General features: G+C 44.8%; 23 protein-coding genes. 21 read left to right on the top strand and 2 right to left on the bottom strand.

Annotated features, from left to right (window positions below):
* Positions 1-85: 85 nt before the first annotated feature.
* Both QXR61_05700 and QXR61_05695 read right to left on the bottom strand, forming a co-directional pair.
* Entirely contained in the window at positions 86-883 is a 798-nt protein-coding gene (locus QXR61_05700; GenBank protein MEM3757437.1) for a creatininase family protein, read from the bottom strand.
* A gap of 56 nt (positions 884-939) precedes the next feature.
* Positions 940-2,223: an alpha-glucosidase/alpha-galactosidase gene (locus QXR61_05695; protein MEM3757436.1), complete on the bottom strand. Its 1,284-nt coding sequence runs from the start codon at positions 2,221-2,223 to the stop codon at positions 940-942.
* A 133-nt stretch (positions 2,224-2,356) separates the two neighbouring features.
* Between QXR61_05695 and QXR61_05690 the strand changes: the two genes are divergently transcribed.
* The 21 genes from QXR61_05690 (at position 2,357) to ftsY (ending at position 13,718) form a co-directional block, all read left to right on the top strand.
* Positions 2,357-2,797 carry a 30S ribosomal protein S15 gene (locus QXR61_05690; protein MEM3757435.1) on the top strand — a complete coding sequence of 147 codons (441 nt, stop codon included), beginning with the start codon at positions 2,357-2,359 and terminating at the stop codon, positions 2,795-2,797.
* 12 nt (positions 2,798-2,809) lie between these two features.
* Positions 2,810-4,273 (top strand): DHH family phosphoesterase, encoded by a 1,464-nt coding sequence (locus QXR61_05685; protein MEM3757434.1) that lies wholly within the window; start codon positions 2,810-2,812, stop codon positions 4,271-4,273.
* Positions 4,263-4,520 carry a KEOPS complex subunit Pcc1 gene (locus QXR61_05680; protein MEM3757433.1) on the top strand — a complete coding sequence of 86 codons (258 nt, stop codon included), beginning with the start codon at positions 4,263-4,265 and terminating at the stop codon, positions 4,518-4,520. Before QXR61_05685 ends, QXR61_05680 begins: the two co-directional genes overlap by 11 nt.
* Positions 4,521-4,613: 93 nt before the next feature.
* The gene (gene psmA, locus QXR61_05675; protein MEM3757432.1) at positions 4,614-5,351 is read left to right on the top strand and encodes an archaeal proteasome endopeptidase complex subunit alpha; all 738 of its coding nucleotides are present in this window, start codon (positions 4,614-4,616) and stop codon (positions 5,349-5,351) included.
* Between the two features lie 16 nt (positions 5,352-5,367).
* A complete protein-coding gene (locus tag QXR61_05670; GenBank protein MEM3757431.1) occupies positions 5,368-6,057 on the top strand; it encodes a ribosome assembly factor SBDS in 690 nt (229 codons plus the stop codon).
* Positions 6,058-6,094: 37 nt separating this feature from the next.
* On the top strand, positions 6,095-6,787 hold the full coding sequence (gene rrp4, locus QXR61_05665) for an exosome complex RNA-binding protein Rrp4 (protein ID MEM3757430.1): 693 nt from the start codon (positions 6,095-6,097) through the stop codon (positions 6,785-6,787).
* The gene (gene rrp41 / locus QXR61_05660) at positions 6,784-7,530 is read left to right on the top strand and encodes an exosome complex exonuclease Rrp41 (GenBank protein ID MEM3757429.1); all 747 of its coding nucleotides are present in this window, start codon (positions 6,784-6,786) and stop codon (positions 7,528-7,530) included. Before rrp4 ends, rrp41 begins: the two co-directional genes overlap by 4 nt.
* Complete coding sequence (rrp42, locus tag QXR61_05655; GenBank protein ID MEM3757428.1) at positions 7,518-8,330, top strand: exosome complex protein Rrp42; 813 nt, start codon at positions 7,518-7,520, stop codon at positions 8,328-8,330. The genes rrp41 and rrp42 overlap by 13 nt, the downstream gene beginning before the upstream one ends.
* Positions 8,314-8,574 carry a 50S ribosomal protein L37ae gene (locus QXR61_05650; GenBank protein ID MEM3757427.1) on the top strand — a complete coding sequence of 87 codons (261 nt, stop codon included), beginning with the start codon at positions 8,314-8,316 and terminating at the stop codon, positions 8,572-8,574. The genes rrp42 and QXR61_05650 overlap by 17 nt, the downstream gene beginning before the upstream one ends.
* Positions 8,575-8,609: 35 nt before the next feature.
* A complete protein-coding gene (locus QXR61_05645; protein MEM3757426.1) occupies positions 8,610-9,167 on the top strand; it encodes a hypothetical protein in 558 nt (185 codons plus the stop codon).
* Entirely contained in the window at positions 9,164-9,424 is a 261-nt protein-coding gene (locus tag QXR61_05640) for a KEOPS complex subunit Pcc1 (GenBank protein MEM3757425.1), read from the top strand. The genes QXR61_05645 and QXR61_05640 overlap by 4 nt, the downstream gene beginning before the upstream one ends.
* 8 nt (positions 9,425-9,432) lie before the next feature.
* Positions 9,433-9,765, top strand: coding sequence for a ribonuclease P protein component 4 (locus QXR61_05635; GenBank protein MEM3757424.1), 333 nt, complete (start codon positions 9,433-9,435; stop codon positions 9,763-9,765).
* On the top strand, positions 9,762-10,013 hold the full coding sequence (locus QXR61_05630) for a YhbY family RNA-binding protein (protein MEM3757423.1): 252 nt from the start codon (positions 9,762-9,764) through the stop codon (positions 10,011-10,013). Before QXR61_05635 ends, QXR61_05630 begins: the two co-directional genes overlap by 4 nt.
* 98 nt (positions 10,014-10,111) lie before the next feature.
* The gene (locus tag QXR61_05625) at positions 10,112-10,567 is read left to right on the top strand and encodes a 30S ribosomal protein S19e (protein ID MEM3757422.1); all 456 of its coding nucleotides are present in this window, start codon (positions 10,112-10,114) and stop codon (positions 10,565-10,567) included.
* 21 nt (positions 10,568-10,588) lie between these two features.
* Entirely contained in the window at positions 10,589-10,927 is a 339-nt protein-coding gene (locus QXR61_05620) for a DNA-binding protein (GenBank protein MEM3757421.1), read from the top strand.
* Positions 10,928-10,929: 2 nt separating this feature from the next.
* Positions 10,930-11,082: a 50S ribosomal protein L39e gene (locus tag QXR61_05615; GenBank protein MEM3757420.1), complete on the top strand. Its 153-nt coding sequence runs from the start codon at positions 10,930-10,932 to the stop codon at positions 11,080-11,082.
* 14 nt (positions 11,083-11,096) lie between these two features.
* Positions 11,097-11,423 (top strand): 50S ribosomal protein L31e, encoded by a 327-nt coding sequence (locus QXR61_05610; protein ID MEM3757419.1) that lies wholly within the window; start codon positions 11,097-11,099, stop codon positions 11,421-11,423.
* Between the two features lies 1 nt (position 11,424).
* Positions 11,425-12,108, top strand: coding sequence for a translation initiation factor IF-6 (locus QXR61_05605; GenBank protein MEM3757418.1), 684 nt, complete (start codon positions 11,425-11,427; stop codon positions 12,106-12,108).
* Positions 12,101-12,304 (top strand): 50S ribosomal protein L18Ae, encoded by a 204-nt coding sequence (gene rpl18a / locus QXR61_05600; GenBank protein ID MEM3757417.1) that lies wholly within the window; start codon positions 12,101-12,103, stop codon positions 12,302-12,304. The genes QXR61_05605 and rpl18a overlap by 8 nt, the downstream gene beginning before the upstream one ends.
* Before the next feature lie 54 nt (positions 12,305-12,358).
* Positions 12,359-12,796 carry a prefoldin subunit alpha gene (gene pfdA / locus QXR61_05595; protein MEM3757416.1) on the top strand — a complete coding sequence of 146 codons (438 nt, stop codon included), beginning with the start codon at positions 12,359-12,361 and terminating at the stop codon, positions 12,794-12,796.
* A 10-nt stretch (positions 12,797-12,806) separates the two neighbouring features.
* A complete protein-coding gene (ftsY, locus tag QXR61_05590) occupies positions 12,807-13,718 on the top strand; it encodes a signal recognition particle-docking protein FtsY (protein ID MEM3757415.1) in 912 nt (303 codons plus the stop codon).
* The last annotated feature ends 130 nt before the right edge of the window (positions 13,719-13,848 follow it).

Genomic DNA, 13,848 nt, shown 5'->3' with positions numbered 1-13,848 from the left:
TATTATTGTTGAAATACCCTATTAATATCTTTCCTTGCAAAACGCATAGATGCCCGGGCATTTTGGCCCTCAAACGCCCTGCCGCCTAGTGATGATCAACCCTCGGGTGGATTAACCTGTACTTAAATTCATCCACGAATTTTACTAGGTTTCTTACCACGGCGTCCACTATTTTTTCACCCTTTTCAGCAGTTGCGAGCGTCGGATCACCAATTATCCCGGTTCTAGAGAATGTGCTGAAGTTCTCACCTAAATATACTGGGCTAGGCTTCAAGAGGTCAAGCCAAACAAAACTAGATTTCTGGAAACCTATGTCTTTAACAGCCTTCTCCATCCTAACGTATTCAGGTTTTAGGCTGAGCATCACAGAGGTTTCCAGCTCGCATGAATGAGCCATACCGCCGGGGAAATCGGATTCTCTAAGACTGCCTATCTCCTTCTCCGCTAGGTTCCACCATGAGATTAACGCGCAGAGAGAATTGCTCTCTTCAGATATTCTGCGGGCAACCATTTGAAGAGGCGCCACATTCCCACCATGCCCATTAAGAATTATCATTTTCCTAAAACCGTGGGCGACAAGGCTTCTGCAAACATCATATACATAACCCATAAAATTCTCTGTTTCTACAGAGATTGTTCCGGGGAAATCCATGTGGTGGGCGCTATAGCCGTAATATATGGGGGGCATAACGAGCAGGTCGCTGCTAGCCTCCGCAGCCTTAACGCATATGGAGAAGACTATGAAGGCGTCTGTGGTTAAGGGTAGGTGGGGGCCATGCTGCTCAATACTGCCAACTGGCAGTATCGGAATCTTCCCTTCTTTAACAGCATCCTTTATTTCGGGCCAAGATAGCTCATGGTAAAAGATCTTTTTGGTAACCATGAGCAATACTCTCCTTGACTGGATGGAAAATATCTGAAATTTTTAAAGTAAAGCTTTTAGAATGGAATCCATTTTGCTTCAGCCTTAAACATTTCGTGAACCATCATTTCAATCTCCCTTGGCGTTAAGATGGCCGATGTTAATGGATCAAACATTACGGCTTGCAGGGCTGCATCTCTATCCCTCTCTAAAGCCGCTTTAACGGCTAACTCCTGAACATTAATGTTTGTTCTATTGAGCGCCGCGCATTGAGGCGGCAAATCGCCCACATGGCATGGATGTATACCCCCCTCATCAACGAAGCATGGAACCTCAACGCAGCATCCGTAGGGTAGATTTGTTATCAACCATTTGTTTTCAACATTACCGTTTATCCTGCATGGTTTACCGGTCTCCATAGAATATATTATATCCACGCCATATTCATGTGACCTGCTCAGCTCGATGGGAATTTCGCCGCTTATCTGCCTCTTTATACGCTCGAAATGGGGCTTCCACGCCTCCTTACATATTTCAAGATAAAACCATCTCGGCTCACAGTATTTCTTCCGCTTCTCCTCAGTTGTCCTGAAATACGGGACATATTCGCTTAAATGGTGACTTGACTCGGTTATAAAGTAGCCCAGATACTTCATCATCTCAAACCTAACTTTATCCTGCTCGTAAATCTCCTTCTTCTTCATAGCCTCCCATAGGAGCGGGTAGGCATCCCTGCCCTTATACTTAAACTCTAGGAAAAAGGCCTGATGATTTATCCCAGCAACCCAGTAGTAAACGTCCTCATAGGGGACATTAATGTATTTTGCCAGCTGCATGGCTGTTCCCTGAACGCTGTGGCAGAGACCAACATTCCTTATTTTCGTCGCCTTATTCATAGCCCAGCAGTTGATCGCCATTGGATTAGCGTAATTAATCAGCAGCGCATCTGGGCAGAGCTCCTCCATATCGTAGCATATGTCCAGCAGAACCGGTATAGTTCTAAGGCCGCGGAAAACGCCGCCTGGACCAATAGTGTCCCCAACCTCTTGATTCACGCCATACTTTAACGGAATATCTATGTCGATTTCAAACGCTTCTAGTCCGCCAACCTGAATCATAACTATCACGTAGTCGGCGTCTCTTAAAGCCTCTCTGCGGTTAAGCGTGGATTCTATCTTCATCTCAGGCGCATATTTTGAGGCTAGCACTTGTGCAAACTCGCTTATTATTTTGAGGCGCTCAGCATCAATATCCATTAGAGATATCGTAGAGCCTCTGAGCTCTGGATGATAAGCGATGTCTGTGAGCAGGCGGCTGGCGAAAACAACGCTCCCGGCGCCGATAAAAACTATTTTAGCCATAAATAAACCACCCCAAAATTACGTTCGCCTTCCCATATATACATTTAACTCAACTCTTACCGTTAAAAAGATTGAACAAAGCTTTTAAATATCCGTGTATCTTCTTTTTAAAGAGCTTATCGGAGGATCGCGCTTGCCTAAAAAGGAGAAGGGTCGCTCACATTCAACTAGACCAGTTGGTAAGAGACCTCCAAGCTGGTGTAAATATACGCCGGATGAAATAGTGGCTCTAGTCGTTAAGCTCGCTAGGGAAGGGAACCCGCCTAGCAAGATAGGCGTTATACTGCGCGATCAATATGGTATCCCGCTTGTTAAAGCCATAGTTGGTAAAAGCATAGTTGAGATATTGAAGGAGAATGGCTTAGCCCCGAAGATACCTGAGGACTTGGATAATCTCCTGAGGAAAGCTGCGCGTATATCTGCGCATCTGCAGAAGTATAGGAAGGATACTCATAACAGGAGAGCTCTACAAATTGTTGAGTCTAAAATCCACCGCCTTTCAGAGTATTATAAAGAGAAAGGCGTTTTGCCACCAAACTGGGAATATAAAACCGTAATAGCCTCCATTAGATAACTGTGGTTTTTCATGATTAATGAGAGACGCTTAAGCGATTTTGTTGATTCCTCTAAAAAGGTAGCTGAGGAAATAGCTGGAGAAGCCAGTAAGGGCAAAAAAATTTTCGTAATCTCTCATATGGATGCTGACGGGATCTCGGCCGCCGGAATAATGGGTAAAGCCCTATTTAGGGCTGGCGCAAACTTTTGCATTCGAATAGAGAGGTGGATGGATGAAAATGTTTTGAAGGAGGCTTCCCAGCTCAGCGAAGAAGATAACCTACTAGTTTTCATCGACATGGGAAGCGGATACCTAGATATTCTAGGTGCAAAGCTGAACGGGAGACGCATAGTCATACTCGATCATCATCAGCCCATTGGAAAAGATAGAGAGAATTTTTCACATGTGAACCCTCATCTCTTTGGCATAGACGGATCTAGAGAGATAAGTTCCTCTGGGATCTCATATCTCGTAGCTAAGTTTTTAGATAGGAGAAACATTGACCTTGCGCATTTAGCTGTCGTTGGGGCCCTAGGGGATTTACAGGATAAATATGATGATAGGAGACTTGGCGGGGTTAACGACTTAATAGTTAAGGACGCTGTTGAAGCAGGGCTTCTAAACGTTGAAACCGACATACTATTTTTCGGCAGAGAGACTCGACCAATATACAAGGCGTTGGCCTACACAACCAGCCCCTATATACCCGGAATAAGTGGTGAGGAAGATAAGAGCCTAGCCTTCTTAAGCGGATTAAACATTGAATTAAAGAAGAACGATAGGTGGCGGGCATTAAGAGATCTATCTCAGGAGGAGAAACGCAGACTGTTTTCAGCCCTACATGACTATCTAATTTCCAGGGGGTTCCGAAGCGAAGATATTATGAATTCGCTTATTGGAGCAGTTTACATCCTTGTGAGGGAGGAACCTTGGACGCCGCTGAGGGATGCGCGAGAATACGCTCTACTATTAAATGCCACCGGGAGAATGAATGTTTCGGGTTTAGGCGTAGCCATATGCATGGGCGATAGAGGCAGGGCATATGAAGAAGCCCTTAAAGTGCTGGAAGAGTATAGGCAGACGATAACTAGATATCTCATATGGCTTAACAGTAATCCGGATCGCGTTGAAGAGTGGGAGAACATATATGTTCTGCACGGAGAGAAGGATATTGATGAGCGGGCGATAAGCAGCATATCAACGATAATTTCAATGAACTTACCTAAACCAGATAAGCCTCTAGTGGCCTACTCCTACATCCCGAGGGAAAAGGTGATTAAAGTGTCCGCACGCGCAACAGAGACCCTTGCAAAAGCCGGATTAAACATTGGGGAGATAATACGCGCTGCCGCAGAGAAATGCTCTGGGATAGGGGGTGGACACGATGTTGCCGCCGGGGCTCAGATACCCTACGAGCAGAGGATGCAATTCTTAAAATATGTTGATTCGCTCGTTAAGGAAAGCGTAATGAGGCTGAAACGCCGTGAAAGCTGAAGTTAAGATAACGCTTACCTATATGGGAAAGGAGGAAGCTAAATCTATTTGCGATGGTGTTTCGCCAGACAACTTGAGGAGACCTAGAGGGCTATTTATAGAGTCGTGGGTTTCAGGTGAAAGTGTCATCACGCACATAAAATATGATGGCGAGAGTTTTGCAACGCTGCTATCAACGATAGACGATTTATTGAGCTGTGTAGCTACAGCTGAAAGAGCTATTTTGGCGGTGAAGAGAAACATTTAATTATTTTTGTTTCCATTCAAATATACAAAAGGTTTTTTAGTCTCATTTATCTATTCCTCAAAAAGGAAAATTAGAAATTATTACTGGAGGAGTGTGACAAAAAGGATGTCGGTCTTCGCCGTCCCCGGAGCATATGACAGAGCCATCACAGTTTTCTCTCCAGACGGTCGTCTCTTTCAAGTGGAGTATGCGTTGGAAACAGTCTATAGGGGGTCAACCATTGTCGGCATACTATGCCCTGAAGGGGTTGTCATAGGGGCAGAGGAGAAAATAGAGTCTAGGCTACAAAACCCAAAGTTCAGCCAGAAGATCTATGAGGTTGACGAGCATATCGGTGCAGCTGTTGTGGGTTTAAGCTCTGATGCGCGCGTATTAGTGGATGAGGCGAGAGTTTTCGCTCAAACCAGTAGGCTAATGTATGATGAGGCTGTGGACGTGGAGATGGTTGCCAAGAGGATTGGCGACATAAAGCAAATGTACACGCAGCATGGGGGCGTTAGGCCATTCGGCGTCTCAATAATTTTCGCGGGCGTGGATAAGGGCGGATGCCAGCTATTTACGACCGACCCAAGCGGAACCTATAGGGCCTACAAGGCTGTTGCGATAGGGATTGGACGTGAAACCGCTGAGAACATCCTTAAAGAGGAGTACCGTGACGATCTGACGCTTGAAGAATCTATTAAATTATGTGTTAAATGCTTGTTAAAGTCCATGCAGGCGCGCGGCGAACAACCTAGAATTAAGGTGGCTGTGGTTCCAACCCACACAAAGCGTTTTAGGATACTGACTGATGAGGAAATTGAGAAGTATATAAAGGAGATACAAGCTTAAAGGATAGCTGAAGGCGATGAGCAGAAATTATACTATCGCTCGCATAAGCATAGGTGGGGAAAACTTCGAGATCCTAGTTAAGCCTGATCCAGCTTTTGCCTTCCGCAGCGGGAAATCGGTTTCATTATCAGATATTCTTGTAACTGACGTCATATTTACCGACGCAAATAAGGGTTTAAGGGCCCCTGAAAAAAAGCTTAAGGAAGCATTTGGAACAACCGACCCCATAGAGATAGCTAAAATTATACTTAAAAAGGGAGCCTTACAGCTAACCACTCAACAAAGAAGACAGATGATCGAAGAAAAGCGAAGACAAATAATCGATTTTATATCGCGTAACGCTATTGATCCGAGAACTAAGCTACCGCATCCTCCAACACGCATAGAGCAGGCTCTAGAGCAGGTTCATTTCTCGGTAGACCCCTTTAAAAGCGTAGAGGAGCAGGTTAATGAAGCCATTAAAGCCCTGCGAACAATTCTGCCGCTGAGCATTGAGAAAATATCCGTCGCGGTTAAAATACCCGCTGAGTATACTGGTAAATCTTATGGTGCACTCAAATCATTCGGCACAATAAAAAATGAAAATTGGTTAAGCGACGGGTCGCTTCTAGTCGTCTTAGAAATACCTATGGGGCTTCACGGTCCCTTACTGGAGAAAATGGGCGAATTAACGCGTGGAAATGCTGAGGTCAAAATCTTAAAGTAATATTTAATTGGTTTGCATGGGGGTGGTTGGTTAAGGCATGTTTTATTTTGAGAATAGGCAGATTGTGACGCCCGGAGAGCTTTTAGCTGAAGGCGACTATATAGCTGGAAATAACACGTATAAGGAAGGGTTTAAGATTTATGCAAGTAGGCTTGGCCTTGTTGAGTATGAGGGAAGAACAGTTCAGGTTATCGCTTTAAACACCATTTATATTCCTTCTCCGGGCGATCAGGTTATTGGTAAAATAGAGGATATCAGCGTTAATGGCTGGACCGTTGACATAAATTCCCCATATAAGGGCATTTTAAGGGCCAATGACGCCTTCAGTAAGCCATTTAAGCAGCAGAGGGATAATTTGGCAAGCCTACTTGATGTTGGAGACCTGATACTTGCAAAGGTTATAGCGTTTGATAGAACTACTGATCCGACCCTCACTATACGTGAGCCTGGGCTCGGAAAAATAACTCAGGGGCAAATAGTTAAAGTGTCCCCGGCTAAGGTTCCAAGGATAATTGGGCGTAAAGCCTCTATGATAAATATGCTTAAGAGGGAGACCGAGTGTAAGATAACAGTTGGGCGTAACGGTATAATACTTGTTTCTGGGCCAAGCCCTGAAAATGAGAGGCTAGCTATATTGGCGATCGAGAAAATAGCGCAGGAGGCGCATACATCCGGGTTAACTGATAGGATAGCCGAAATGATTAGGAGAGAGAAAGGTGTAAAAACATGAGTGGAAAAATTAGGCTCATTGATGAAAATGGTTTAAGAGTTGATGGGAGAAAACCAAACGAGTTAAGGCCAATAAAGATGGAGGTAGGCGTGCTAAGTAATGCCGACGGGTCAGCGTACATTGAGCAGGGCAAAAGCAAAATCCTCGCAGCGGTTTATGGTCCTAGAGAGGTTCATCCGCGACACCTAGCGCTCCCGGATAGAGCCCTCTTAAGGTGCAGATATCATATGGCGCCATTCTCCGTTGAGGAGCGCAAATCGCCCGCTCCTTCGAGACGTGAAATAGAGCTCTCAAAAGTTATAAGGGAGGCTCTTGAACCAGCAATATTTCTTGAAAAATTTCCGAGAACATCTATAGACTTATTCATTGAAGTGCTTCAGGCCGATGGGGGGACAAGGTGCGCTGGTACAACTGTTGCAGCCCTAGCCCTAGCTGACGCCGGAATACCCATGAGAGACTTAGTTGTCGCATGTGCCGCTGGAAAAGTTGATGGCGTCTTAGTCCTAGACCTCAACGACCTTGAAGATAAAGAGGGGGAGGCTGATCTGCCGGTAGCCTACATGCCCAATCTAGGCTTAGTCTCGCTTCTACAGATGGATGGAATTTTAACCTTTGAAGAGTTTAAGCAAGCTTTAAACCTAGCAGTTGAAGGGTGCAAACAAATATATAAGCTTCAGAAGGAAGCCTTAAAATCTAAGTGTGTTGCAATTAAGGAGGAAGTTGAGGAAGCATGTCTTCAATAATGGTTTCACGTATAAGACAAAGACAAATATATCAGATGATTGCTTCTGGAAAGAGGCTTGACGGCAGGGGGCTCATGGATTACCGGCCGATTAAAATAGAGGCCGGTATAATCGAGAAGGCTGAAGGATCAGCAAGAGTCTTGCTGGGTAAAACAGAAATCATTGTGGGGATCAAAGTCGAGGTCGGTGAACCGTTTTCAGATAGACCTAATGAGGGGGTTTTCACGGTTAACTCCGAGTTCGTACCCTTAGCCTCACCGGAGTTTGAGCCCGGTCCACCAAACGAAGAAGCCATTGAGCTCGCGAGGGTTGTTGATAGAGGTGTAAGGGAGGCTCGAGCGATTAATTTAGAAAAGCTTTGCTTGATACCGGGGAAGAAAGTTTACGTCCTATTCATCGATATATATGTCCTTAACCATGATGGCAACCTGATAGATGCTTCAGCCATGGCTTCTTTAGCAGCGCTGCTCAACACTAAAATACCGGTGTACGTTGTTGAAAACGGTGAAGTTAAAAGGACCGGAGAGTATATGCCGCTGCCAATGAAGAATTATCCGATAGCCGTAACATTTGCAAATATAAGCGATAAGATGGTGGTAGACCCCTGGCTCGAAGAGGAGGAGGTTATGAACGCTCGGCTAACGATAACCTGTGATAAGGACTCTAACATATGCGCTATACAGAAGGGCGGTCAGGGCGCTTTAACACCGCAACAGATTATAGAAGCTGCCTATATAGCTAGAGAGAAATCTGAGGAATTAAGGAGGCTGGTGGTGGGAAACTTTGGGAAGAAAATGTAAGAAGACTGGTCCGGCGAGAGGTTTCGGTCCAAGATACGGGGTGTCAGTTAGGAGACGATACATTAGCGTAATTACCGAGATGAAGAAGCGACATATATGTCCAAAATGCGGCTTAAGATCTGTACGTAGAGACAGCGTCGGCATATGGGTCTGCGGAAAATGCGGACTTAGATTTACCGGCGGCGCCTACACGCCGACAACTAAGATCGGCGCGATAACTGAGCGCACCATTAAAGGCACCTAACATTTTTCTTTATTTCAGGGAAAATTGGAGCAAAAATGATTATACTGACGACGTCGCATAGACCTACAAGAAGGATTAGGAGCCTATGTAACGACTTGGCATATTCAATACCGGGCTTAATTAGAGTGAACCGCGGGAAAATGGGGTTAATTGATGTCGCCGAGAGAACCGTCTCCGCTGGCTCTGAGAAATTCATTGTGATTGACAGGTGGAAGGGTTGCCCAGGTAGAATAAGATTTTACAGAGTTATTGACGGGGAGATAAGGGAGGAGCCGCCCCGCATATATATTTCAGGAGTAAAGCTGCGAAGAGAGTTCAAAACATCGTATAGCAGGAGAGGGGAAAAAATTAACTCGCTATTTCTGGACGTAAGTGAAACGCTGGATCAGGAGAGAAACCTATTTAGATCAAGGCTCTCTGAGATACTTGAGGTGCCGATGCTTAAGATAGGGGGAGAGACGCTTAATTATCAGGCTTATATGCATGTTGGCGCTGGAGAAGACTCCTGGGCATATATTTCATTCTGCCTTTTGCCCGGAAAAGTTGAGATTGGGCCGCGCATAAAGATATCACATGTGGTGTGGGATGTATGATTAGAGAAGCGAGCGCCACATTGCGCATCACTTATCCTTCGGAAAGGGAGGCGGAGATCGTAAGTAAATCCATTCAACCGGAGACTCTGGCGACAGTAAAGTATCGCTCAAGGGTTAAGGTGATTAGAGAGGGCAGAAACATGACGCTGATCTTTGAATCAAAAGACACAACCGCCCTTAGAGCCGCAATAAACTCATATTTAAGCTGGCTTACTCTTCTTAAAAACGTTTATAGTTTCTTAGAGAGCCAGAAGTAACGAGGTTTATGACCAGAAAAAATAGGGTTGTTGGGATAGCTATGAGCCGCATTAAACGATTATTTAGTTTAGCCATTGAGGGGCTCAGCGAGAACCCCGATTTATCTCAAAGATATGTGGATATAGCTAGAAGAATAGCCATGCGCGCTAGGATTCATTTACCAAAAGAATATCGCTTATTAATATGTAGGCGGTGTAAGAGGTTTATTTTCCCTGGTGTTAGCTCGCGCATCCGTCTGCAGTCTGGAAGAGAACCCCATGTTGTTATCACATGTTTATATTGCGGCAAACATATGAGAATACCGCTAAAGAGGGATAGAAAATGCAGGGGAAGAGTTTGAGAAGAACAACCAGTTTAAAGCCGACAGCGCATATAGGGAAGAGAGGTGTGACGGAAACTCAGGTAAGAGAGATAGCGAAGCAGCTTGAGGCTAGAAGAAAGGTGAAAGTTAAGGTTTTAAAATCAGCCCTAGTTGAGTGCAGCGTAGAGGAGATTGCCCGGAGGATAGCGCAAGAGACGGGCTCAAGAATAGTTCAGATAATAGGGCATACGTTTACGCTTTATAAGCCTAAGAGAAGGATGCGTTAACCAGAAGTTAAATTGGTGAGAGACTACACGGAGCAAATAAGTATTTATAAGACTCCTTTTTAGATTACTGAAAGAAAAGAGCTGGGGAATTGATAGCGTTGCCAACACCATTCGATGTCCCGCCCTCAACTTTAATACATCGATTAGCAAGATATCTAAAAGATAATGTTGATGCTATTGAACCCCCTGAATGGGCTCCATACGTGAAGACTGGTGTTCATGCGGAAAGAGCCCCGCAGAACCCAGACTGGTGGTATGTCCGCTGCGCCTCACTGCTTAGAAAAATCTATATTATGGGCCCAATAGGCGTGGAGCGGCTGCGCTCCGAATATGGTGGAAGAAAAAGGATAGGTACGAGGCCGGAGCATGCGAGGAAGGGTGGTGGAGCGATAATTAGGAAAGCCTTGCAGCAGCTTGAGAAGGCGGGCTTAATTAAAACTGTTAAGGGTAAAGGTAGAGTCATTACCTCAGAGGGAAGGAGCCTTCTAGATGCGCTTTCAGCTGAGATTAAAAGAGAGCTAGAGAGGGTTAACCCGGCCTTAAGCAAATATTAGGTTTAGGGGGCGGCGCATAGCATGGAATCAGACTATGAGAAAGAGCTTGAGGAAATAAGAAGGCGGAAACTCATGGATTTACAGCAGAGGATGCTTCAGGAGAAGGAGGAAGAAGAGGCTAGAAGAAGAGAGGAAGCGCAAAGGCAGGTCATTTTAAGGAGGATACTAACGCCTGAAGCTAGACAGAGGCTTGCGAATCTGAAGATGGTTAGACCTGATTTCGCGGCGCAGCTAGAGGCTCAGCTAATTCAAATAGCGCAGCAGGGATTAGTGAAAATACCTATAGAGGACGAGCAGTTAAAGGAGATTTTGAGGAAACTTCAGGAGAGTAGGAGAGAAATTCGTATAAGGAGGATGTAAAGTTGGCCAGAAATAAGCCTCTCGCTAAAAAGCTTAGGCTAATAAGCGCTGGTAAAGAGAGTAGCCCCATACCATCATGGGTTATAGCGAAGACTCTGGGCAAGGTTACAAGGATACCTAAGAGGCATTGGAGAAGAAGCAAGATAAAGCCTTAAGGAGGGAAAGTGCGATGAGCGAAGAAGAGAAGGTTGAGGCGGAGGCTGGTGAAGAGAAGAAAGAGGGTGAAAGCGAGATAGTAGAGGAGCGCATATATATTGTTCCGCTTGGCAGAGCTTGGATCACCCCTGTAACTAAAAGGACGCCTAGAGCCATGCGCCTACTTAAAGCGTTCGTTAAGAGACATATGAAGGTTGATGAAGACTCCATAAGAATCTCTAATGAAGTCAATGAGAGGGTATGGTATAGAGGTGTAGAGAAGCCCCCTCGTAAGATTAGGGTGAGGGTAACTAAAGATAGAGATGGATTAGTAACAGTTCATTTAGCTGAAGGAGAATAGAATGGCGCTGTTTCTCTTAGACGTTTTTGGAACAGCGAGCATAGGCGTATTTATGCGTGCAACGGACAAATTTATTGTTGTTCCAAATCAGCTTCCAGAAAGCACCATAAATAAACTTGAAAGATGGTTTGGCATCACGCTCATAAAAACTAATGTTGGTGGATCCGCGCTGTTAGGCTCGTTGATATGCGCAAACTCTCACGGCATAGTTCTACCCCACATAGTGCGAGACGAGGAGGTTGCCGCCTTCAAAACCCTAAGAGACGTGAACATAACCATTATGGAGAACAGTAAGAAGACGGCTTTCGGAAACCTTGTCTTAGCTAATGACTATGGTGCGGTTGCAGATCCTAGATTAAAGAGAGACGAGGTTAAAGTAATATCTGACACTTTAGGCGTCGAAGTTGTCCAAGGGGAAATAGCTGGGCTACCATACGTAGGTTCACTTGCACTCGCAACGAATAAAGGGGTCTTAGCCCACCCATTACTTAAACCCGGCGAAGAAAAACTTTTAGGTGAGATATTAAAAGCTTCAGTTAGTGTTGGAACAATTAACTGTGGAATCCCATATATATCTACGGGTTTAGTGGGAAACAGTCGGGTTGCTGTTGCAGGATCATTAACAACTGGCCCGGAAATCTTCATAATAGGTCGCGCCCTTAAGGTGGTTGGTGAAAATGAGTGAAGTTAAAGTTTACACGATAGTTGGAAAGATAACAAAACCAAACTTTAAAACAATGTTTAAAAAGGAGATTAGAGCGCTGAAGCCGGAGCATGCTTTAGAGGAAATATACAAGATCCTTGGCAGTAAACATAGGGTTAAGCGCTTCCACATAAAAATCTTGAAGATCGAGGAGTCCCGCTGCATAGAAGAAACCTAAAACCCTAATTTATTTAAGTCTCCCTTTTCAATCTATGTTTTGGGTAGATCCTTAATGTCGACATCAACCGGGTCTATAGAGGATGAGGTTAGAAGGCTCATAGTTGAGTTAAGAGTGCTGGAGAACACTGCTGAAAGCCTCCAGTTGAGAGTAAACCTAGTCAACGCTAATTTAACAGAGCTCAATTTAGCCAGCATGTCTCTTGAGGGCATTGAGAAGAAAGATTCAAATTCAATTTTTGTCCCGATAGGCGGCGGCTCATATATTAAGGCTATTCTTGAGGAAACCGATAAAGTCGTCTACGGGGTAGGCGCAGGAGTAGCCATCGAGAAAACAATAAAGGAAGCTAAAGAAGACATAGCGAATAGAATAGCTGAGCTAAGTAAGGCTAAGGTAGCGTTAGAACAGCAGTTAAACCAAGTTTTGGCCGGTATGCGGGAGAGGCAGACGAGGCTCCAAGAATTAACCTCTAGGCTCAGGAGACAGGGTTGAGAGAGAGGAAATGTTCGAGAAGCTCCGTGACGCGTTAAGTGGATTATTGGATAGAGTTTCAACTGTAGAACTTAAGCCAGAGAACCTGCAGGAGATTCTTTGGGAGTTTAAGCTTACGCTTTTAGAGAACGACGTTGCCTTAGCTGTCGCAGAACACATATGCGGTGAAGTGGAGAAGAGAATAGTTGGGCTGAAAGTAGGCAGATTTGAAGATAAACGTAAGGCTATAAGGGAAGTTTTAAGGAGCATTCTGCTGGACATTCTTAAAGTCCAGGAGAAAATAGACCTATTTGATTTGGTTGAGAGAAAGCGAGCTTTAAAGGAACCGTACGTCATAGTTTTCGTCGGAATAAATGGGACTGGAAAAACAACAACCATCGCTAAAATAGCGAACCTGCTGCTTAAGAAGGGTTACTCGGTGGTCTTAGCGTGCAGCGACACATTCAGGGCTGGCTCAATAGAGCAGCTTGAGCAGCATGCGAAAAGGCTTGGGGTCCCCATGATTAAGCATAAATATGGTTCAGATGCTGCCGCGGTGGCTTACGACGCTGTGCAATATGCTAGGGCTAAAGGGATAAATGTTGTTTTAATAGACACGTCTGGAAGGATGCAGACTAACAGGAATCTTATGATGGAAATGGAGAAAATAATTCGCGTGGTTAAACCAGACTTAACAATATTTGTTGGAGACGCTTTAACCGGGAACGACGCTGTTTCGCAGGCAGAAGAATTCAGTAAATACGTTGATATAAGCGGATCAATATTAACGAAGATGGATGCTGACGCGAAAGGTGGAGCTGCGATCTCCATAGCGTACATGACGAAGAAGCCGATATTATTTCTGGGGGTTGGGCAGAAATACGATGACATAGAGCCCTTTAGACCTGAAACAATAGTGGATCGAATATTGGGATACTCCTAGCAGCCTTAGCTTTAGAGGTAATACGATGCCTCATACCCGGCTTTGCGCGGATTTATGTAAAATGATGGTTTTCTTTTTATAAAACCATCGGGTCAGCTGAGTAACTCCCGATCATAGGTTTATTATGTCT

The sequence above is a fragment of the Candidatus Bathyarchaeia archaeon genome (genome assembly GCA_038882715.1).
GTDB lineage: Archaea > Thermoproteota > Bathyarchaeia > Bathyarchaeales > DTEX01 > DTEX01.
The sequence above is the reverse complement of the archived record's forward strand: the minus strand, read 5'-3'. Positions and strand labels throughout refer to the sequence as shown.